This window comes from Acinetobacter sp. ANC 3929, from assembly GCF_000369405.1.
Lineage (GTDB): Bacteria > Pseudomonadota > Gammaproteobacteria > Pseudomonadales > Moraxellaceae > Acinetobacter.
The window spans coordinates 39,365-60,096 of the sequence record NZ_KB850002.1; the positions used below are offsets into that span (position 1 = coordinate 39,365).

Here is a 20,732-nt window from a genome sequence, read left to right on the forward strand (position 1 = left end):
TGATTGCACCGAATTGGTGCTTATTTTTTATTCTGAACGATTTCTTCAAGTATTTTCATTTGCTGTTGCAGTTCTGTGAGGCGTTGATTGGCCGTATTGAGTGCAGTTCTTTGGCGATCAAGTTCCTGTTTAGAGACAAGGTCTAACTTTTCGATGCTTTCACTCAGTAACGCCCGTAAGTTTTTCTCTAGGTCTTTTTTAGGTTGGTCAACTTGCTGCAAAATTGCCTGTATAAGAGTCTCAATCATAAAGTGCTCAATAGGTTATGTATATTTGCTGCTCAGTGTATCACTGCCAGTTATATTCCTCTAGCACACTTCGGGACAGAAGGATGAGTGACGGGTTGATTTCATTCAATATCGCGAAATGAAACTTATTTTCGATGCACTATCTACATCTTCAAGCCTAAATAGGTTATAAAGAAAGCTTGTGCCCGATATTTAAAAAATCCCCAACCTTTAAATATTGGCATGAAAATTGAACATAAAACCTTACTGGTGAAAATAAGCCGAAGGAAAACAAACATGAAGCTTGTAACTGCAATTGTAAAACCATTTAAATTAGATGATGTGCGTGAAGCACTCTCTGAGATTGGTGTTCAAGGGATTACCGTAACTGAAGTCAAAGGTTTCGGACGTCAAAAAGGTCATACAGAACTGTATCGTGGTGCAGAGTATGTGGTTGATTTCTTACCGAAAGTGAAGATTGAAATTGCAATTAGTGATGAAATGGTTGATGCAGTCATTGAATCAATTACTCGTGTCGCAAGTACCGGCAAAATTGGTGACGGAAAAATCTTTGTCACGAATTTAGAACAAGTGATCCGTATCCGTACGGGTGAGACTGGGCCAGATGCTGTCTAAATTGGCACAAACTTTGCTGAGTTAGAAATAAGAGAAATAGCTCGCAAAATAAGGTTGGGGGACACGAATGAAAAAAATGCTTATGGCGCTCAGTCTATCTGGCGCACTTTTAGGTGGTTCAGCGGTGGTTTGGGCAGAAGATGCTGCATCAGCACCAACAACTGAACAAACCGTAGCAGTTGCTGATACGGGTGCTGCGACAACTGAAATTGTTGCAGTTGAAGCTCCAGCTCCTGAAGAGACGGCTGCTCCTGCTGCTGTAGCAAAAGTGGATACGGGTGATACAGCTTGGGTTCTCGTTTCAACAGCATTGGTTCTGTTGATGACTATTCCTGGTTTGGCTCTGTTTTATGGTGGTATGGTTCGTAAGAAAAACGTACTCAGCACCATGATGTTCAGCCTTTCTGCGGCGATCTTAGTGAGTTTAATCTGGGTGATTGCTGGTTACTCATTGGCTTTCTCTGGTTCAGGTGCTTATGTAGGCGACTTGGGCAAGGCGATGCTGAATGGTGTTGCATTTGATGCCTTGAGTGGGACAATTCCTGAAAGCTTATTTGTTATTTTCCAAATGACGTTTGCGATCATCACTGTTGCGATTATCAGTGGTTCGATTGCTGATCGTATGAAATATTCAGCATTTATGGCATTTATCGCAGTCTGGGTGATTCTGGTTTATGCACCAATTACTCACTGGGTATGGGCAACTGACGGCTGGTTATTCAAAGCAGGTGCATTAGATTTTGCTGGTGGTACGGTTGTTCATATTAACGCGGGTGTTGCAGGTTTGGTTGCAGCATACATGTTAGGGAAACGTACAGGTCTTGGCCGTGAATCTATGGCACCACATAACTTAACCTTAACTGTGATTGGCGCAAGCTTGATTTGGGTGGGTTGGTTTGGTTTTAACGGCGGTAGTGCTTTAGGTGCTGGTGCGCGTGCAAGTATGGCGATTCTTGTGACTCAAGTTGCTGCTGCCGCTGCTGCATTCTCATGGCTCATTGTTGAACGTCTTGTTCGTGGTAAAGCATCAGTTCTTGGTGGTGCATCAGGTGCAGTTGCTGGTTTAGTTGTGATTACGCCTGCTGCTGGTTTCGTTGGTGTTGGTGGCGCATTAATCATGGGCTTAATTGGTGGTGTGGTGTGCTTCTGGGGGATTACTGCACTGAAACGCCTGCTTAAAGCAGATGATGCTCTAGATGCGTTTGGTTTACATGCTGTTGGTGGTATCGTTGGTGCGATTCTTACGGGTGTGTTCTACAGTGATGAAATCATTAAAGCGGCAAATGTTGCACTTGCACCAACCTTTATCGGTCAATTATGGGTACAAATCGAAGGTGTGTTAGCGACAATCGCTTATAGCGCAATTGCGACCTTCATTATCCTGAAAGTGATTGATCTGGTGATTGGTATCCGTGTGAGCGCTGATGATGAGCGTATGGGTCTTGACCTTAGCCAACATGGCGAACGTATCGAATAATCAATACAAAATATGATTTTTAAAAACAGCCTCATGGGGCTGTTTTTTTATGCCTTTAGCGTCCTGGTTCTGCAATTGAAGAAACTTTGCTACACTTAAGCAAAGAGAGTAAATAATCACGCAACTATGCATTGTCCATTTTGTAACGCCGCCGATAGTAAAGTCATAGATTCCCGTTTGGCTGCCGAAGGCTGTCAGATTCGACGTCGTCGTGAATGTGTCATTTGTGGGGAGCGATTTACCACCTTTGAAAGCTATGATGTGGTGATGCCGCGTGTGATCAAATCTGATGGGAAAAATGAACCTTTTGATGAGGCCAAACTACGCCGTTCCTTAATGCATGCCTTGCAAAAACGTCCTGTCACACAGGAGCAAATTGAAACCGTACTCAGCGATATTCAATCGCAGATTCGTCGGTTAGGCGAGCGTGATGTCAAATCCAGAACCATTGGTGAAATCGTGATGCAGGCATTATTTGCATTGGATCATGTCGCCTATGTTCGATTTGCCTCTGTGTACCAAGATTTCCAAGATGTAGAAGCATTTCGCCATCAGATTGAGCAGATGCAACAACGTGAAAATGAAGCTTAAATTCGAGAGATCATGTCTGAGTTAACCCAAGATCATTTATCTGAACATCAGTACTGGATGCAACAAGCGATTGCCTTGGCTAGACGTGGTCAATATTCGACTAAACCCAATCCAAATGTCGGTTGTGTGATCATCAAAGATGGCCAATTGATTGGAGAGGGGTATCATCCCAAGGCAGGACAGCCGCATGCGGAAGTATTTGCATTGCGCCAAGCAGGTGAGAATGCCAAAGCTGCGACAGCTTATGTCACTTTAGAACCGTGCGCACATTACGGGCGGACACCACCTTGTGCGGAAGCATTGGTCAAAGCTCAGGTGGAAAAAGTTGTCATTGCCTGTTCAGATCCGAATCCATTGGTTGCAGGTAAAGGCGTTAAAATTTTACAAGATGCAGGCATTGAGGTTGAAACGGGAATTTGCACGGAAAGCGCAAAAACGCTCAACTTCGGCTTTCTAAAAGCCATGTCAACGGGCCTACCTTATGTACGCTTAAAAATAGCATCAAGTTTGGATGGTCGCACAGCCATGGCTTCGGGGGAATCGAAGTGGATTACAGGTTCAGCGGCAAGACAAGATGTACAACATTGGCGGGCGATTTCAGGTGCGGTGATCACGGGTATTCAAACTGTTTTAGCCGATGATTGCGAATTGAATGTTCGTAGTTTGGAAGGCATTGATCTCACAACAGTGGTGCAACCGAAGCGGATCGTCTTAGATCGCCAAGGACAGCTACCGCTTTCTGCAAAAATTTTACAGCAAGCTGAAACGGTGATGGTGATGACACCATTTCGTCAAGAACTTGCTGATTTAGGCGTGATACAATTGACGCCGCAACCTCTAAACCAGTTATTGCAAACTTTGTCCCAACAATATCAAATTTATGATGTTTTGGTTGAGGCAGGTGCAACTTTATCAACGGCCTTCTTACAACAAGGATTGGTTGATGAAATGATTAGTTATGTTGCACCAACTTTACTTGGTCAATCTGCTCGGGCTATGTTTAATGCTGAATTTAGCACAATGGCAGAGCAACTCCGTTTTGAGTTGGTCGATGTAACCCAACTTGGGCAAGACATTCGCCTAAGATTGCTCCCTATCCAAGAGATGATATGAATCCAGAACCATCGGTTTATCACAAGCGTCGTCATGCTGCCCGTACGACTGACGAATATCTTTTTCATCAGTTAGTGCCGTATCTCGGTAATAAGCGTCGACTGCTTCATCTGATTCTAGAAGCGCTTGAGATTACAGGGACGCTGAACAGCAAGAAAAAGAACCCACCGATTTTTGCTGATTTCTTTGCGGGGAGTGGCGTGGTCTCTCGTTTAGCCCGTCAAAATGGTTATCGCGTGATTGCCAATGATTGGGAACCGTATAGTCATGCACTGAACAATGCGATTTTGGCTTGTGTTGATGCGCCTGCCTTTAAGGAGTTAGGTGGCTATCAGAAAGCAATTGATTATCTGAATCGCTTACCTGAAGTTAAAGGTTGGGTCACGCACAATCTCTGCCCACGTAATGATGATGTGTATGATCCTGCCCGTGATCGCCTGTTCTTCAAACGCCGTAATGGTATGCGTATTGATGCGATTCGTCAGCAGATTGCCACTTGGCAAGCACAGGGGGCAATTAATGATGTGGAAATGAGTGCTCTATTGGCACCATTACTCTATTCCGCAAGTTTCGTCAGTAACACCAGTGGTGTATTTAAAAGTTTCCACCAAGGTTGGGGCGGACGTACCCAAACAGCGCTGGAACGGATTGAATCGTTATTGTGGCTGACACCCAGTCGTTTTTGTGAGATTGGGGATACTAAACGTCCAGCTGCTGAAATGTGGTGTGTAGATGCACAGCACTTGGCCAATCAGATGAGTGGTTTCGAAGTGGATGTCGCTTATTTGGATCCGCCTTATAATCAGCATGCTTATAGCAGTAATTACCATGTTCTTAATGCATTGACCTTATGGGATCAAGTGGACTTGCCTTCACCAGATACCAAAGGATTTAAAAGTGGTATTGATCGAGCTTGGCGTAAAGAGCGTCCAAGTCCTTATAACTCATCTAAATATGCTAAAGAAGCGTATGAGAAGTTATTGGAAACGATTAATGCGCGTTATATTTTGACCAGTTACTCGACTGATGGAAATATTGAACCGAAAGATTTGCTGACGGCTAATTTAAAACGCGGCAAAGTCACATTATTGACCCAAGACGTTCCGCGTTATCGAGTGAGTAAACAACGTCAGTCTGAACGTGCTCGTGTACTTGAGTTTATTGTGATCACGGATACGCATGCTAAGTCAGGGCCACCGTTACGACAGCTTTTGGGGCAGTTATACCATTTCGCTGAATTGGGCGGTGTAGATACAACAGGAAACAGTACCCAACTGGCACTTTGGTAAGATAAAACAGACACCACTTTGGTAACAAAGTGGTGTTTTTGTATCCAAATTTTAGGGGATATCGGTTAATTAGATTAATACGATCGTTTTGAAAGATAAATCTATGTTTTTATAGTAAATTTCTATCATTTTTTAATTGGTTTATACATGCTAAGTCATGCATTAAAACTAGATGATATAAAATGATTATTTAAAAATAATAATGTAAAACATATAATTAAAATCATTAAACCCTCTGTTTTTATAGTCATATTCATTGAATATAAGTGTGGAAATACTTTAACCAATCGTTCAAATTTTTACCAAATGATATTGACCGTATCTGAAAATAACTATAGTTTGCCGAGCTTAATTTAGGGTCTTGCCTATTAGCAGCGATGACCAAGAGAGGTTGTTATGAGTCGCTCGGAACCCACCTTATTGGGGCAATGCGTAGCTGAATTTTTTGCTACTGCAATTTTTTTATCATTTGGTATTGGTGTGGTGGCTGCGCTGAAGCTTGCAGGTGCAAGTTTAGGTCTGTGGGAAATTAGTATCGTATGGGGTTTGGCGGTTGCTTTGGCAGTGTATTTATCTGCTGGCATTTCAGGGGCTCATCTTAACCCCGCAGTAACCATCGCTTTGGCACTCTTTGCAGGATTTGATAAGCGTAAAGTCCCTTTCTATATCATTGCCCAAGTCGCAGGGGCTGCGACGGGTGCACTGCTGGTATATGGGTTATATAGCAATTTATTTGTGGATTATGAACAGACGCATCACATGGTACGTGGCAGTGTAGAAAGTCTGGAACTGGCGGGGATATTCTCAACTTATCCGCATCATCTGTTATCGCTTGGTCAGGCTTTTATGGTAGAAATGTTTATCACCATGTTATTGCTCTGGCTCATTATGGCGATTGGGGATGACAGCAATGGTTTACCGCGAGGGGCTTTAGCACCGATTCTGGTGGGTTTGCTGGTTGCAGTGATTGGTGCGTCTTTTGGCCCATTGACTGGTTTTGCCATGAACCCTGCACGTGATTTTGGTCCAAAAATCGTGGCTTATTTTTCGGGTTGGGGACCTGTTGCCTTTACAGGTGGCCGTGATATTCCTTATTTCATCGTACCAATTATTGCACCTATCGTTGGTGCTTGCTTAGGTGTACTTGGCTATAAATTATTCTTTAGCCATTTCTTGGTTAAGAATCAGGTTGCAGCTAAAGAGACGGCAGATCAGCAAGTGTCTGAAATGCAATAAATGCATGATTTAATAAATTATAGAAAGAGGGTGGTCAGTTGATCCCCCTTTTTTATTTGCGGGCATTTGAACTGCCGATGCCTTGTTATCTAAAGTTCTTTGCTTTAAGGTATCTTATTTACTGTGGCACGTACTGCAATAAAGGTAGGTTAAAACTCCCATGTTTACAGGCATTATTGAAAGTTTAGGTAAGGTTGAAAGCCTACAAAGTGTAGGTGGCGATATTCGTTTACGTATCCAGACTGATTTGGATATGTCCGATGTGCATCTAGGTGACTCGATTGCGACCAATGGAATCTGCCTAACTGTGATCGAATGGGGTGGAAACTGGTACGCTGCAGATGTATCGCGTGAAAGCTTAAACCGTACCACATTGGGGCAGTGGAAAGTGGGTCAAGCAGTAAACGTAGAAAAAGCGATGCTACCGACCACACGATTTGGCGGTCATATTGTCAGTGGACATGTTGATGGTTTAGGTGAAATTACGGTGGTTCGTCAAGATGCACGTTCTTTGTATTTTGAAGTGACAGCACCGCCTGAATTGGCAAAATACTTGGCAGAAAAAGGCTCAGTCACTGTCGATGGCATTAGTCTGACCATTAATCATTTACGTGGCAATATTTTAAGCTTGAATTTGATTCCGCATACCGCTGAGCGTACCAATATTGGGACTTGGCAAGTGGGAAGCAAGGTAAATTTAGAAGTTGATGTGTTGGCGCGTTATATCGAGCGTTTGTTATTGGGCGATAAAGCTGCGGAACAGAAAACTGAATCAAATCTCAGCATGGCGTTTTTAGCGGAAAATGGTTTCTTGAAATAAAATATTCCGTATAAAAAAGCCCAGTTCACTGGGCTTTTTTATTACTTCTCGTCTGAGAATTCACTATTTTTCAGAATGTAATCAATTTCATCTTGTGCGAGTGCATGTAATTTGGCGCGGAACACAGTTACAGCTTGCTCAATTAAACCTTCTGCTTCTAATTCAAGTCGGACACGGACGCTTTCAAGTTCAGACAAAATCTGTTGATCATCAATCACAACACGTTGAGCTTGTGCATAATCGATACTTGGCTGTTCAGGATTGGTTTGATAGCGCTCAGTTTGCTGTGCGATTTCCTGATCAATATGGCCACGTAAGGCAAGCAGGTTTTCGGTTTGTTGTTCAAATTGACGTGCCTCATCAGCTTGCAGTTGCGCTGCATATGCTGCTTCGGCTGCACGCTTCTCTTCCAAAGCTTTTTCCAAAGCCAGTTGTTTACGAATACGAGCTTGTTCAATCAATTCAGCTTTTAAGTCGGCATAAGCTTGATCAATCCGTTGTTGAGAAAGCTGTTGAGCATTCTCTTCATGCTGCATCCACGTCTGAGTTAATGTTTGTGGTAACAATAGATCACAGATACGTGATAAATCATCCTGATACGTCTGACGAACGGTCTCAGGTGCATTTAACCAACGTTTTTTAAAGTCCTGACCTACATTTAATGCCACAAGACACTCCTCTAATGATGCTGTTTATTGCCGATTTATAATTTAAATGTTCGAGGTTCAATGCCCAAACGACGATACATTTTAAATTTTTCACGCCCGATCTGTTTTGCCGTTTCATTATTTTCAATAATCTCGATAATGTGGCGAAAATCTTGAGTTTGTTCAAGTGCATGATTGTTAAAATTAAACACGATCCAATCATTTGATGGGGGTAATTCTGCTGAAATACACACAGGACTATTCGGCTGATCGATGCCATGTGGAATAAAACTGAGTGGATCAAAGTTCCAAAGTTTCTCGTCTAACTCAGTTTGTTGCTCTGAATCAGCGCAATACCACCAAATATGTGGATGCTGATTCAGAATCTTACGACATAAACGGCAAGCACTTTCAACTTGCCGTTCGGTACTATTTTCAAATAGATAAAAGCTGATTTGTGGCATGTTTTAGTTTTTCGTTTCAGCACGATTTGCTAAAAATTGCATCAATAACGGTACTGGACGGCCCGTTGCACCTTTGGCTGCACCAGATAACCACGCCGTACCTGCCACATCAAGATGTGCCCAACGATAGTCGCGCGTGAAACGTTCGAGGAAACATGCCGCAGTAATTGCACCACCGTATGGGCCACCAATGTTGGCAATATCGGCAAAAGGAGAGTCGAGTAATTCTTGATACTCTTCCATCACAGGCATACGCCATACGCGATCAAGCGATTGCTCACCTGCCTGTTGTAGATCTTGGGCAAGTTCATCATCTGGTGTAAATAAGCCACTGACCACTTTACCCAGTGCAACCACACAAGCACCAGTCAGCGTCGCAATATCAATCACCAGCGCAGGGTTAAAGCGTTTGATATAGGTTAATGTGTCACACAACACCAAACGACCTTCTGCATCGGTATTCAAAATCTCAACAGTTTGACCACTCATGGTGGTGACGATATCGCCCGGACGGGTGGCATGACCAGATGGCATATTTTCTGCTGCTGCAATCGCACCGACCACATGAATCGGCAGTTGAGCTTCACAGAGTGCCTGAATGGTTCCAAGAACAGAAGCTGCACCACACATATCAAATTTCATTTCATCCATGCCTAGGCCTGGTTTTAATGAAATACCACCTGTATCAAAGGTTACGCCTTTGCCTACCAGCACAACAGGTGCTTGATCTACTTTGGCATTGTATTCAAGTGTGATAATACGGCCTGGACGGTCAGAACCTTTGCTGACTGCAAGGAAGGCATACATGCCCAAGTCAGCCATTTGCTGTTCATCCAGCACCGTAACTTTTAAAAGTTCTGGATATTCTGCTGCAAGTGCAATTGCTTGATCAGCCAAATATTCAGGGAAGCAAATATTGCCTGGACGGTTGCCAAGATCACGCGCATAGTTCTGGCCTGATTGCACCGCATGAATCAAATTCAGCTGCGCATCATCTAAAGTGGTCTGCTTGGCAACGAGATGGATTGTTTCTAACACAAATTCATTTTTCTTCGATTTAAACTCATCATAACCATATGCTGCTTGCGTTAGGCTCAAGGCAAATAAAGCATGCAAATCACTTGGTAATGCAGACAGATCAACCGTAATTTGTGTAAATTTATTTTGTGATGATTTGATAATGCTTTGTGCAAGTTTTGCTAATTTTGTGGCCTTTAACTCGGCACTTTTTCCAAGTCCTAACAATTGGGCATTGGCTTGAACAGAAACATTTGCAATTAAAGCCAAGCTTTCATTAAAACCTGCTTTGAATTGTGTTGCGTTAAGCACTTCTTCTAGGTGATTGATTTGATATGTATTTAAGTTCTGTTGTAATTGTTCTGAATCAACCAAAATCCACAAAGATTCGCTAGACGCCTGAGTGGGGAATGCGTTATGAAGGGTAAATTTCATTGTTTGTATGGAACCTGATGAGTGAAAAAGAAAGATAAGTCCATTAAACACTTTCGGATATGAGGTTGCAATCCGCAACAAGCGATAGGTTTTATATTTTTAACATTCGGGTAAACTAGCGTTACCTTCGATTAGGCTTTTTGGAAGTATTACTTTGATTATTCGGCGTTATCTCGTCAAACAAGTGGTTTCGACATCACTCGTCGTCATTGGTTTATTAACCCTGATTATGATGGGTGGTCGTTTAATCAAATATTTTGGCGTGGCAGCTCAAGGTCGTTTGGATGCAGGTATTTTATTTAGCATCATCGGTTACCGTTTGCCCGAGTTTTTAACCCTGATTCTTCCTTTAGGTTTCTTTATTGCATTGATGCTGGTGTTTGGTCGTCTCTACGTCGATCATGAAATGGCAGTTTTAAATGGTAGTGGTGTGAGTCGAAACCAATTGGCACGACTATTATTACCTATGACCTTGGTTTATTTAGTGGTACAAACCTGTTTAATGCTTTGGATGGGGCCGTGGGGCTTACGTGAATTTGAAAAACTAACAAGTGCACAAGCAGTACGTACAGGCTTTGATCTTGTCCGTCCAAAGGAATTCATTTCTTCAGGACCATTTACCATTTATGCGGGTTCGCTGTCTGAAGACCGTAAAAACCTAAAAGACATTTTCTTCTATCAAAAAGCTGACCAAGAAGGCAAGCCAGATGTCATGATCTTGGCAAAGGAAGCAACGCGTGTTGAAGTGGAAAATGACACAGCAAATGTGGTGGATTTAGTCCAAGGTCGTCGCTACGAACTTTATCCAAATCAACCGCGTTATACCCAAGCGGAGTTTCAATCTTATCGACTACGTTTGGAAAATGATAAAGATGTGAAGTTTGAAAGCGGTGATGTAGAAGCTTTGTCGATGTCTAAGCTTTGGCAGCAACGAGATGATTCTGTGGTACGTAGTGAGTTGGGTTGGCGGATCTTTGGGCCATTTATCATTATTGTGGGCTTAATGTTGGCGGTAGCATTGTCGGAAGTGAGTCCGCGTCAAGGGCGTTATTATCGTCTGATTCCAGCAATCTTTATTTTTGCCAGCCTCATTGTTTTACTGATTGCGATTAAAACTCGAGTCAGTAAAGACGAATTGGGCCTTTGGGCTTATCCAATTGTGCTACTGATTTATGCTATTGCTGCCGCAATTTTTGCACGTAAACAGAAGCTAGCGCCTAAAATTAAGAAAAGTATTCAGCGAGTGGGGTTGTAATGTTAGCACGTCGAATAGTCGCCAAACATGTGACAAAAACCACAATACTAGCAATGCTAGGAACAACGTTAGTATTATCTTTTCTACAAGTTTTATTTACCTATTTGGGTGAATTAGGGGCATTGAAACCGAATTATAATGCATGGCAGGCTTTTCTCTATGTCATGTGGGGTGCACCTCGTTATTTATACGAAATCTTACCCGTTGCTGCATTGATTGGTTCAGTTTTGGGCTTAGGGGCATTGGCCTCGAATAGTGAATTGATTGTGATGCGCTCCGTCGGGATCAGCCTCTGGCGGATCGTCGGTTGGGTGATGCGTGCAGCTCTGTTATTGATTGTTTTGTCTTTTGTACTCAGTGAATGGGTCATTCCATATACCAATGAAAAAGCACAAAGTATTAAAAAACAACGTAGTGTCGCAGCTTTAGGGGAAGTAAAAGGCTATTGGTCACGTGAAGGGCAGCGTTTTATTTATATTGATTATGCCAACTCAAAAGGCCAACTTCGCAATATTCAAGTGATTGATTTTGATAAGGACTATCGGTTGCAGTCTTTTGTGAATGCTGAAAAAGGTCAGTTCATCAAAGATGGGCAGTGGACATTAGAGCAATCACATCAAGTCGATTTGCTGGCGCAGGGCAATGCCATTAAAACTGATCACGATCAACAAGCATTGGGTTTGGCACTGCAGCCGAAATATGTGCATATGGTGACCTTAGATCCTGAAGATTTATCGCCAAGTCAACTGATCAGCTTTATGCGTTATATGGATGAATATAGTCAGGTGCCGAAGACTTATGAACTGGCATTTTGGCAGAAGGTTACGTCTCCATTTTCGTTGATTACTCTGGTCTTGATTGCGTGCTCATTTATCTTTGGTCCACTGCGCCAACAGTCGATGGGCTTCCGGTTAGTGATCGCACTATTTACAGGGCTTGGCTTTTTCTACTTACAAGATTTCTTGGGTTATGCGAGTCTGGTCTATGCACCCTCTCCAGCATGGTTTGTGCTATTACCTGTCGTGCTGATCTTTATGGTGGGTAGTTATTTATTGTATCGGGCGCGATAGAGATAAAATAGGAATTCCATGAAAATAAAAATTATTTCTGGAGGACAAACTGGGGTTGATAGAGGTGCGTTAGATGCAGCTCTATCTGTCGGGGCTCCATGTGGTGGTTGGTGTCCAGAGGGCCGAATGGCTGAAGATGGTGTTATCCCAGACCGTTACCCATTAAGTATCTTGGAAAATAGTGGTTATAGAAAAAGAACTAAACAGAATGTTCAGGATAGTGATGCAACGATTATTATCTATTTTGATTATATTTTCGCTAAAGGTGGTACTGAATTAACACTATTAGAATGTATTAAAGCTAAGAAACCTTATTTGTTGATTGATGGAAGTGAGTTGTCGGTTGCTCGTGCAGCAGAACGAGTTTATTTGTTTTATGAGAAAAATAAGATATTAACCCTTAATGTTGCTGGTCCTAAGGGATCTAGTTTACCTCAAGCAAAGCCTTATACAGAGCAAGTGATTACGTCGGTATTAAAACGAATAATAGATTAAGTTATTTCTCGATGATTTCGATTCATGAAAGCCATCAGTCTGGTCATGGAGAATTTGATGAAATTTCGGTAAAATATGCCGATCAAATGATCGACAAAAAGAGAGTCCATTATGACGGATGCAAATGCTGGCAAAATTCCTCACGTTCTTGTAATTATGGATGGTGTAGGACATCGAGAAGCAGTTGAAGATAATGCTTTTTTAGCAGCAAAAACACCAAACCTCACTGCAATGGTGGCAAAGCATCCGAATAGTTTGATTTCTGGTTCAGGTGAAGACGTGGGTTTGCCTGAGGGTCAAATGGGCAACTCAGAAGTTGGACATATGAATCTTGGTGCAGGCCGTGTGTTGTATCAAGACTTTACCCGAATTACAAAGGACATTCGCACAGGTGCTTTTTTTGAGCATGAAGTGTTAGTCGATGCAGTCGAAAAAGCCAAAGTAGCAAACGGTGCCGTGCATGTGATGGGTTTATTATCACAAGGTGGTGTGCATTCGCATGAAGACCATATTGTGGCGATGTGTGAGCTTGCATTAAAACGTGGCGCAACCGTGTATTTACACGCATTTTTGGATGGTCGTGATACACCTCCACGTAGTGCAAAACCTTCATTAGAAAAACTCGATGCTTTGTTTGCTCAGTATCCAAATCAGGGTCGTATCGTTTCAATGATTGGTCGTTACTTTGCGATGGATCGTGATAATCGTTGGAATCGTGTTGAACAAGCCTATCGCTTAATGACAGAGGGCGAGGCAGTGCGTGTAGCAAACTCAGCTGTTGAAGGCTTAGAACAAGCCTATGCAGCAGAAGAAAATGATGAGTTTGTTCAAGCAACACGTATTGGTCAAATTGCCAGAATCCAAGATGGTGATAGTGTGATTTTCATGAACTTCCGTGCTGACCGTGCGCGTGAAATTACTCGTGCCTTTGTTGAAAAAGATTTTGCTGGGTTTGAGCGTAAAGTCGTTCCGAACTTGTCGAAATTCGTCATGTTGACTCGTTATCAGGCCAGCATTGATGCGCCAGTTGCGTATATGCCAGAAGGGCTTAAAAACTCGATTGGTGAATATCTGTCAGGCTTAGGTAAAACCCAATTACGTATTGCCGAAACTGAAAAATATGCACATGTGACTTTCTTCTTTAGCGGTGGCCGTGAAGATGAATATGAAGGTGAGAAACGTATTCTGATTCCATCACCGAATGTTGCAACTTATGACTTAAAGCCAGAAATGAGTGCGTATGAAGTGACCGATGAGTTGGTTAATGCAATCAATTCGCGTGAGTTTGACCTGTTGGTGGTCAACTATGCCAATGGAGATATGGTCGGGCATACAGGCATTTTTGATGCCGCAGTAAAAGCAGTTGAAACTGTAGATACATGTCTGGGCCGTGTCTATGATGCCGTCATGGCAAACAAAGGGCATATGTTAATTACGGCTGATCATGGTAATGTAGAGCAAATGCAAGACTATGACAGTGGACAAGTTCATACTCAACATACCACTGAATTGGTGCCATTTATTTATGTCGGGCCGACACAAGCAACGATTGCTGAAGGTGGCGTATTGGCTGATGTTGCACCTACATTACTCCATTTGATGCATATTCCTGTACCTCCAGAAATGCAAGGCAAGAATTTAATTACTTTAAAATAAGGTGAAGCAATGACCCAACACAACAACATTTACAGAACATTATGTGCAAGTGTGTTGATGTGTTGGGGGTTACATCTCTCTGCAGCGCCGATTACTCATTCATCTGGATGGGCTGGTGAAGATAAAACCATCGGCAGCACAGAAGTTCCGATTGAGTCGATTCAACAATTTGTACAAATCTATGGCATTGTGAAAGATAACTATGTCGATAAAAAGTCCGACGATGCTTTATTTCAGCAATCGATCAAAGGTTTGGTCAGCGGCTTAGATCGCTATTCTCGTTATTTATCCGCAGAAGAGTATCGTCAACTCATTCAATATACAGAAGGTGATTTAGCCTCTGTCGATTTCAATTTAAATTACGATGCGCACTCAAAATCTTGGCAGATTCAAGATTTAAAGCCTGGTTCAGATTCGAGTAAATTGGGTTTGCGTAATGGGCAAGTGATTCTCAAAGTTGATAACCAAGAACTCAAAAATTTAAATCAAGATCAGATACAAGGTTTACTGTATGGTTCGATTGGCAGTACCGTACAAATCCACCCAGAGAATAATAACAGTACAGTGATCTTGGTTCGAAATAAAAAAGTCGAGACGGATATTGAGCCTGTGCTACTGCATAATCAGGTACTGGTATTGAAAATTCGCGTTTTTCAGCAAGACACTGCCAATGAAGTGAAACGTTTAATTGAGGAATATAGCTCAAGCAAACTTAAAGCGGTCGTTTTTGATTTACGCAATAATCCGGGTGGATTGCTCTCTGCTTCAGTGGAAGCTGCCGATTTATTTTTAAATCAAGGCCTGATTGTCACGACGAAAAGTCGTTCTGAGGGTGATCAGCAATTTCAAGCTCTACCATCCAATGAATTTCAAAATCTTAAATTAGGCATTCTCATTAATCGTCGTTCGGCTTCTGCTGCAGAAGTTTTCACAGCCGCATTAAAAGAACATAAGCGTGCTTGGGTGGTGGGTGAAAATAGCTATGGTAAAGGTGTGGTACAAAAGCTATTTCCTTTACCAAGCGGTGCTGCACTACAAATGACGGTATCCCACTATTACACCCCGAATGGCAATATGATTGAAGGTCAGGGCATTGAGCCCAATCAAACTTATGCTTTGTCTGCCGAGATGAAAGAAGATAATTATCTCGAGCATGTCACAGATTTGGTTTTGAAAAGCAGATACTAAAAAAAGCCCCTGATAACAGGGGCTTTTTTTAAAGATTATTCATCATCTTCAGTATCTAAACCGAATTTTTTCAAACGATAGCGTAACGAACGGAAGGTCATGCCCAATTTCTTGGCTGCCAAGGTTCGATTCCAATGGGTCAGATTGAGTGCATTCAGCAGAATTTCTTTTTCAATATTCTCTAAATAACGCTCTAAACCTTCGGGTGGAAGCTTCTTTGAACTCATGCTTGGGCTTGCAGAGTGCTGTGGTGCTTCAACTTCTTCAGCTGTTGTATTGGAAAATGATGGTGCTGGATTGATCAATGAACTGCGTAACGGCGCAGTTTGTAAATGAGCCAGGTCAATATTGTCATCATCGCTGAGCGTAATCGCACGTTCAATGATGTTGCGTAATTCACGCACATTCCCCGGGAAATACTGTTGCAACAGGAATTGCTCTGCACGTGAGGAAAGCGATTTTGTCGATAATTCCCATTCTTGACTAATTCTTTGAATAAAGTGATTCGCCAATAGCAGGATGTCTTGCCCACGCTCACGCAAGGGTGGCAGTACAATATCCATGACATGAATACGGAAGAACAGATCTTGTCGGAAGCGGCCTTGTTGCACCAGTAATTCTAGATCTTGATGACTGGCACTGATGACACGGAAATCAACATCAATTTCTTGGTCAGAACCGACCGGACGAATTTTCTTTTCTTGTACTGCACGGAGTAATTTGACCTGCATATTTAAAGGCAGTTCAGCAATCTCATCTAAAAATAGACTACCGCCGTGCGCAGAGAGAATTAAGCCCTGCTTGTCCTGTGTTGCACCAGTGAAGCTGCCTTTCTTGTGGCCAAATAACTCGCTTTCCATCAATTCAGTTGGAATTGCACCACAGTTAATGGCAATAAACGGGCCTTCGCTACGGTTACTCAAACGATGTACCAGATTCGCGACGACTTCTTTACCTGTTCCTGATTCACCTGTAATAAACACAGGGGCTTGAGAACGGGCGATTTTCTTTAAAGCGATCCGTAATTGTTGAATCGGTGCTGAACGTCCAATTAACAGTTTATTTTCTAAAGCTGTTTCAGCGGCTTCTTGTTCAGGCTGTGGACGATTCAAGGCTTTTTGAATCAGCTGATCCAAATGCATTTGATTGACAGGTTTGCTGACAAAATCAAATGCGCCCGCTTTTAATGCTGCAATGGCAATATCCATATTGCCATAGGCGGTTAATACAGCAATAGGCGTATTGGGATAGTTCTGAGTTACATGTTTGACCAGATCCAAACCATTACCATCTGGAAGATTTAAATCTGTTAAACAAGCGTCGTACTGGAACTCAGTAAAGAATTTTTTTGCCTGTTCGACCCGATAGGCGAGATGTGTCTTGATACCCATGCGCGCGAGCGTCATTTGCATTAAAAGACATAAATCTTCTTCATCGTCTACGAGCAAGACGAGTGGTTGTTTTGTTGCCATTCCCCGAGAAACCTAATCTAATCAATGAATTTTAGAGCATTCAATCCTGAAGCATGCTCCTTGTTGTCGCTCTATATAAGTGAGCTTTGCATGATTGGCCTCACAAAATGTATGAGACAAATACAATCCTAAACCAGTTCCTTTAATTTCGGTACTAAAAAATGGTTTGAACAGTTGAGAAATATCTCGTTTTGAGACACCCGTCCCAAAATCGATGACATCAATGCAAGTCCGACCCTCTTTTTCATGTACTTCGACTTCAATATAAGGCGCGTCAGTTGCATTATGTCGTAGTGCATTTCTAATTAGATTAATCAGTACTTGGCGTAATTGTTTTTCGTCAAATAAGATGCTGACCTGTTCTGTTAGCTTAATTTGAATTTTTTGTTTAGCGTCAGCAAGATCTTCATTGAGTAAACTTTCAAAGAAAGAGCTCAGATCAATTTCTTCTGGTTCGGTGGGCTTATTCCGTGCCATTGCTAAGGTGTCTTGCACGATGCTATCAATCCGTTTGGCTTGTTTGCTAATCATGCGGGACAGCATTTCTTGTTGATGGGTATCACTGTCTTTGAATAGCTCATTGGCTTGCACAATCGCAGCCAAAGGATTGCGAATTTCATGGGCAATACTGGCAGAAAGCTGACCAAGAGCAGCAAGTTTTAGTTGCTGGACTTGCTGAGTCAGTTTCTGTGCATCTTTTAAGATCAATAACACTAAAGCCTGTTCAGGAACGATCAGATGTTTCACCCGAACATTAATGGTGTACGCGCTTTGCTGTGATTCAAAACTAAATTCTTCACCATCTTCAAGATCACTAAATTGAATCAGTTCAAACAAGTCTGGTTGTAACTTTATCAACGGTGTTTTTTCTAAAGAAATCGGTAAATGGATGCCTAATAAGGTATTGGCTGCTGGATTAGTTAACACGATATGATTGCTTTCATCGAGTACCAAATAACCATCTTCAATCTGTTCTAAAATATAACGGTTAATATTTTGTAATTGATGAATTTCAATGGATTGATGAAAAGTTAAAGTTTCTAAAATTTTAAAACGCTGTACTGCGATACGGCCAATGGCATGGACAACAAAGAACAAAAACGCCAGAAAAATGCTATTACCAAGATGATTTAAATTATTAACGTCAAAGAAGTCACCTAAAAAACGCTGGTAAACCACCATAATAACGGCAAATAAAGTAATGATCAGCGAGAGGTGAGCATTTAATAATATCGCAGAAGAAAAAATAATAATGACGTAAAGCAAGCTCAGTTGCAGATTTGGACCACCCGCAGAGAAGGTGATTAAACTTAAACAAATGACATCAATCAGAAAGATAAAAATCAGTTGCTTGGAGGTTTGTATCGGAAGCAGTTGCAGTAAAAAAAGCTGAAAAATATTGAGTGCGATATAGCAAATCAGCGTATAGAAATATAAAAAAGGGTAAATATAGTTGCTAGACAGCTGTTCAGCAGTCAGTAAATAAATTAAAAGCAGGCTAATTGAAATAATGAGCCGATAGCCACTATACCAAACGCCGAGCCGATAGACTGTCTGTGAAACTGATGACGCAATTTTCCCTAACATAGGCGCTTACTGTTATTTTTAAGGTTTAATGAGCCCATAGCGAATTGCAAGATGGGTGAGTTTGACATCACTATCAATCGCTAGTTTTTCAAAAATACGATAGCGATAGGTGTTTACAGTTTTAACGCTTACGAACAATTTGTCAGCAATCTCTTGAGCACTGATACAGTTCACCACCATCATGGCAACTTGCATTTCACGCTCTGAGAGCGCATCAAAAGGAGATTGTTGTGTATCAGAGAGATATGAGCTGGCCAGTTGTTCAGCAATATCTGCACTAAAGTATTTTCCACCTTGCATCACTTTATTGATAGCTCGAACCATTTCCGTAATTGGAGCACCTTTGGTGATATAACCTTTTGCACCAGCTTTAAGTAAGAGCGATGGATACGGCTCTTCGGCAAGACCACTGACAGCAATGACTTTGGTTTCAGGCGCAGTCTGTAACAAACGGCGTGTGGTTTCTACGCCGCCAATGCCTGGCATATTCACATCTAATAGCACCACTTGAGGGTGTTTTTGACGCACCAAAGCAATCGCTTCCTCTCCTGATTCTGCTTGTCCGATGACTTCAACATCAGGGTGGTCTTCCAACATACGACAAATTCCTGTGCGTACGAGTTCATGATCATCAACAACGAGAACAGTGATCAAGAAGACCTCCTTTTTTCAAAAAACTGGTTTTTTGTTACATAAAGCAAAATTAGCTTGCAATGAAACGACAAAATTAGCAATCCTATTCTTCGTTTTTAGCGAATAGTTGTACACAATTGTGTCTATAAAAGCTTTACCCGATTTGTTCAAATGTAAGGCATAATGGTATTAAGCGCAAATGTGCAGCGTCCTGAGTTGAGTATTGTGTCGTGAAAAATTCTAAAAAATCTATCATGCATGTTTTAAGCATGTCTATCTTGTGGGCTTTAAGCTCAACAAGTTTTGCAGAACTGGTTGTGAATAACAATCCAGCTTCTTCGCGTGTGAATGGTTCGGCTTCAATGAATTGGTCTGCAAGTGATGCAAGCCAGTTGATGGAAGATGATGAACCATTGGAAATTGGTCCACAAGGTTCAACCTCTGTTACTACTACATTACGTAATGGTGGTTCGGCCACGATTAGCTCTTCTACTGCACAGCAATCAACGTCGCAGATTCGAGATACTTTTGGTTACAGTAGTCAGCCTTCTGTCAATGCACGCGCTGCTTTGGTGATGGACGCACAGACAGGCGAAGTGCTGTACAGTAAAAATAGTAATATGTCGGTGCCAATCGCATCGATTACCAAATTAATGACGGCTGTGGTCACGGCGGACGCTCGTTTGAACATGTCGGAAGAAATCACGTTACAGGCGATTGATTTTGCGGGTGCAGGAGGTAAGAACTCAAGTTCAACCTTACGCGCTGGTGATACCATGAATCGTGCAGAAGCACTTCTATTTGCATTGATGAAGTCTGAAAATCCAGCAGCTGCTGCTTTAGCGCGTACTTACCCAGGTGGTCGTTCAGCCTTTATTGCTGCGATGAATGCAAAAGCGAGGCAATTAGGCATGACTGCAACACGTTATGCTGAATCAACGGGCTTAGACCCACACAACGTCTCTTCAGCGCGTGATTTGGGCATTCTCGTTAGTACTGCTTCACAATATGGCTTGATTCGTCAATTTTCTACGACACCAACCTATGATTTCAATTTAGGCTATCGTGTACTGAAATCAAATAATACCAATGCGTTGGTGCGTAATGGTGGCTGGAACATTAACTTGTCAAAAACAGGTTATATCAATGAAGCAGGTCGTTGTGTTGTCATGCATACGACAGTAAATTCACGTCCAGCAGTGGTGGTGTTATTGGGCGCACCAAGTTCGCAAGCACGTAACAGCGATGCGACCAATCTATTAAGCTGGTTAAGTACTTTACCAAAACGCGTTTAGTTCTTTATAGTCAAAAAACTCCTCTTTATGGGGAGTTTTTTTATGCCTGAATAATGCGACACAACTTGTCTTATTTCAATAAATTATGTTCGTTTTTTAAGCTAAAATCGGCTAATGTGTGCATACATC

At 42.1% G+C, this 20,732-nt stretch carries 20 protein-coding genes; 13 read left to right on the forward strand and 7 right to left on the reverse strand.

The window, feature by feature from the left end:
* Nucleotides 1-20 precede the first annotated feature (20 nt).
* Nucleotides 21-248, reverse strand: coding sequence for an accessory factor UbiK family protein (locus tag F909_RS01340; RefSeq protein WP_005154701.1), 228 nt, complete (start codon nt 246-248; stop codon nt 21-23).
* 276 nt (nt 249-524) lie between these two features.
* Here F909_RS01340 and glnK point away from each other — a divergent pair, with 276 nt between their 5' ends.
* The 7 genes from glnK (at nt 525) to F909_RS01305 (ending at nt 7,389) form a co-directional block, all read left to right on the forward strand.
* Nucleotides 525-863, forward strand: coding sequence for a P-II family nitrogen regulator (gene glnK / locus F909_RS01335; RefSeq protein ID WP_004656379.1), 339 nt, complete (start codon nt 525-527; stop codon nt 861-863).
* Nucleotides 864-930: 67 nt separating this feature from the next.
* On the forward strand, nt 931-2,340 hold the full coding sequence (locus F909_RS01330) for an ammonium transporter (RefSeq protein ID WP_005154705.1): 1,410 nt from the start codon (nt 931-933) through the stop codon (nt 2,338-2,340).
* 126 nt (nt 2,341-2,466) lie between these two features.
* Nucleotides 2,467-2,931, forward strand: coding sequence for a transcriptional regulator NrdR (nrdR, locus tag F909_RS01325; protein ID WP_004656377.1), 465 nt, complete (start codon nt 2,467-2,469; stop codon nt 2,929-2,931).
* 12 nt (nt 2,932-2,943) lie between these two features.
* Complete coding sequence (ribD, locus tag F909_RS01320) at nt 2,944-4,044, forward strand: bifunctional diaminohydroxyphosphoribosylaminopyrimidine deaminase/5-amino-6-(5-phosphoribosylamino)uracil reductase RibD (protein ID WP_005154706.1); 1,101 nt, start codon at nt 2,944-2,946, stop codon at nt 4,042-4,044.
* Nucleotides 4,041-5,333, forward strand: a complete 1,293-nt coding sequence (locus F909_RS01315; protein WP_005154707.1) for a DNA adenine methylase — start codon at nt 4,041-4,043, stop codon at nt 5,331-5,333. The genes ribD and F909_RS01315 overlap by 4 nt, the downstream gene beginning before the upstream one ends.
* Before the next feature lie 396 nt (nt 5,334-5,729).
* Nucleotides 5,730-6,569: an MIP/aquaporin family protein gene (locus F909_RS01310; protein ID WP_005154708.1), complete on the forward strand. Its 840-nt coding sequence runs from the start codon at nt 5,730-5,732 to the stop codon at nt 6,567-6,569.
* Nucleotides 6,570-6,729: 160 nt separating this feature from the next.
* Nucleotides 6,730-7,389, forward strand: a complete 660-nt coding sequence (locus F909_RS01305; RefSeq protein WP_005154709.1) for a riboflavin synthase — start codon at nt 6,730-6,732, stop codon at nt 7,387-7,389.
* A 41-nt stretch (nt 7,390-7,430) separates the two neighbouring features.
* Here F909_RS01305 and F909_RS01300 read toward each other — a convergent pair whose 3' ends face one another.
* The 3 genes from F909_RS01300 to F909_RS01290 are packed head-to-tail and all read right to left on the reverse strand — an operon-like array spanning nt 7,431 to nt 9,952.
* Nucleotides 7,431-8,057: a cell division protein BlhA gene (locus F909_RS01300; protein WP_005154710.1), complete on the reverse strand. Its 627-nt coding sequence runs from the start codon at nt 8,055-8,057 to the stop codon at nt 7,431-7,433.
* A 35-nt stretch (nt 8,058-8,092) separates the two neighbouring features.
* Nucleotides 8,093-8,500 carry a DNA polymerase III subunit chi gene (locus F909_RS01295; protein ID WP_005154712.1) on the reverse strand — a complete coding sequence of 136 codons (408 nt, stop codon included), beginning with the start codon at nt 8,498-8,500 and terminating at the stop codon, nt 8,093-8,095.
* Between the two features lie 3 nt (nt 8,501-8,503).
* Nucleotides 8,504-9,952 carry a leucyl aminopeptidase gene (locus tag F909_RS01290; RefSeq protein WP_005154713.1) on the reverse strand — a complete coding sequence of 483 codons (1,449 nt, stop codon included), beginning with the start codon at nt 9,950-9,952 and terminating at the stop codon, nt 8,504-8,506.
* Between the two features lie 154 nt (nt 9,953-10,106).
* Here F909_RS01290 and lptF point away from each other — a divergent pair, with 154 nt between their 5' ends.
* The 5 genes from lptF to F909_RS01265 all read left to right on the forward strand — a co-directional run bounded on the left by lptF (nt 10,107) and on the right by F909_RS01265 (nt 15,616).
* Nucleotides 10,107-11,207, forward strand: coding sequence for an LPS export ABC transporter permease LptF (lptF, locus tag F909_RS01285; protein WP_005154714.1), 1,101 nt, complete (start codon nt 10,107-10,109; stop codon nt 11,205-11,207).
* A complete protein-coding gene (gene lptG / locus F909_RS01280) occupies nt 11,207-12,277 on the forward strand; it encodes an LPS export ABC transporter permease LptG (RefSeq protein ID WP_005154715.1) in 1,071 nt (356 codons plus the stop codon). Before lptF ends, lptG begins: the two co-directional genes overlap by 1 nt.
* Before the next feature lie 18 nt (nt 12,278-12,295).
* Nucleotides 12,296-12,772 (forward strand): putative molybdenum carrier protein, encoded by a 477-nt coding sequence (locus F909_RS01275; RefSeq protein WP_005154716.1) that lies wholly within the window; start codon nt 12,296-12,298, stop codon nt 12,770-12,772.
* Nucleotides 12,773-12,883: 111 nt separating this feature from the next.
* A complete protein-coding gene (gene gpmI / locus F909_RS01270) occupies nt 12,884-14,428 on the forward strand; it encodes a 2,3-bisphosphoglycerate-independent phosphoglycerate mutase (RefSeq protein ID WP_005154718.1) in 1,545 nt (514 codons plus the stop codon).
* A gap of 9 nt (nt 14,429-14,437) precedes the next feature.
* Complete coding sequence (locus F909_RS01265; RefSeq protein ID WP_005154720.1) at nt 14,438-15,616, forward strand: S41 family peptidase; 1,179 nt, start codon at nt 14,438-14,440, stop codon at nt 15,614-15,616.
* Nucleotides 15,617-15,651: 35 nt separating this feature from the next.
* Here the strand turns inward: F909_RS01265 and F909_RS01260 are convergent, their stop codons facing one another.
* The 3 genes from F909_RS01260 to F909_RS01250 are packed head-to-tail and all read right to left on the reverse strand — an operon-like array spanning nt 15,652 to nt 19,329.
* Nucleotides 15,652-17,088, reverse strand: coding sequence for a sigma-54-dependent transcriptional regulator (locus F909_RS01260; RefSeq protein WP_005154723.1), 1,437 nt, complete (start codon nt 17,086-17,088; stop codon nt 15,652-15,654).
* Between the two features lie 21 nt (nt 17,089-17,109).
* Nucleotides 17,110-18,675 carry a sensor histidine kinase gene (locus tag F909_RS01255; protein ID WP_005154727.1) on the reverse strand — a complete coding sequence of 522 codons (1,566 nt, stop codon included), beginning with the start codon at nt 18,673-18,675 and terminating at the stop codon, nt 17,110-17,112.
* An 18-nt stretch (nt 18,676-18,693) separates the two neighbouring features.
* Nucleotides 18,694-19,329 (reverse strand): response regulator transcription factor GacA, encoded by a 636-nt coding sequence (locus F909_RS01250; RefSeq protein WP_005154729.1) that lies wholly within the window; start codon nt 19,327-19,329, stop codon nt 18,694-18,696.
* 209 nt (nt 19,330-19,538) lie between these two features.
* On the opposite strand from F909_RS01250, the gene pbpG reads away from it, so the two are divergent.
* A complete protein-coding gene (pbpG, locus tag F909_RS01245) occupies nt 19,539-20,603 on the forward strand; it encodes a D-alanyl-D-alanine endopeptidase PBP7/8 (RefSeq protein ID WP_157407617.1) in 1,065 nt (354 codons plus the stop codon).
* Nucleotides 20,604-20,732: the final 129 nt, after the last annotated feature.

Excerpts from the sequence above, each read along its gene's own strand:
- F909_RS01305 (WP_005154709.1), top strand. The coding sequence starts at position 6,730 with ATGTTTACAGGCATTATTGAAAGTTTAGGTAAGGTTGAAAGCCTACAA.
- lptG (WP_005154715.1), top strand. The coding sequence starts at position 11,207 with ATGTTAGCACGTCGAATAGTCGCCAAACATGTGACAAAAACCACAATA.
- F909_RS01330 (WP_005154705.1), top strand. The coding sequence starts at position 931 with ATGAAAAAAATGCTTATGGCGCTCAGTCTATCTGGCGCACTTTTAGGT.
- ribD (WP_005154706.1), top strand. The coding sequence starts at position 2,944 with ATGTCTGAGTTAACCCAAGATCATTTATCTGAACATCAGTACTGGATG.
- F909_RS01340 (WP_005154701.1), bottom strand. The coding sequence starts at position 248 with ATGATTGAGACTCTTATACAGGCAATTTTGCAGCAAGTTGACCAACCT.
- F909_RS01310 (WP_005154708.1), top strand. The coding sequence starts at position 5,730 with ATGAGTCGCTCGGAACCCACCTTATTGGGGCAATGCGTAGCTGAATTT.
- F909_RS01265 (WP_005154720.1), top strand. The coding sequence starts at position 14,438 with ATGACCCAACACAACAACATTTACAGAACATTATGTGCAAGTGTGTTG.
- nrdR (WP_004656377.1), top strand. The coding sequence starts at position 2,467 with ATGCATTGTCCATTTTGTAACGCCGCCGATAGTAAAGTCATAGATTCC.
- F909_RS01255 (WP_005154727.1), bottom strand. The coding sequence starts at position 18,675 with ATGTTAGGGAAAATTGCGTCATCAGTTTCACAGACAGTCTATCGGCTC.
- glnK (WP_004656379.1), top strand. The coding sequence starts at position 525 with ATGAAGCTTGTAACTGCAATTGTAAAACCATTTAAATTAGATGATGTG.
- F909_RS01260 (WP_005154723.1), bottom strand. The coding sequence starts at position 17,088 with ATGGCAACAAAACAACCACTCGTCTTGCTCGTAGACGATGAAGAAGAT.
- F909_RS01275 (WP_005154716.1), top strand. The coding sequence starts at position 12,296 with ATGAAAATAAAAATTATTTCTGGAGGACAAACTGGGGTTGATAGAGGT.
- F909_RS01315 (WP_005154707.1), top strand. The coding sequence starts at position 4,041 with ATGAATCCAGAACCATCGGTTTATCACAAGCGTCGTCATGCTGCCCGT.
- F909_RS01290 (WP_005154713.1), bottom strand. The coding sequence starts at position 9,952 with ATGAAATTTACCCTTCATAACGCATTCCCCACTCAGGCGTCTAGCGAA.
- F909_RS01295 (WP_005154712.1), bottom strand. The coding sequence starts at position 8,500 with ATGCCACAAATCAGCTTTTATCTATTTGAAAATAGTACCGAACGGCAA.
- gpmI (WP_005154718.1), top strand. The coding sequence starts at position 12,884 with ATGACGGATGCAAATGCTGGCAAAATTCCTCACGTTCTTGTAATTATG.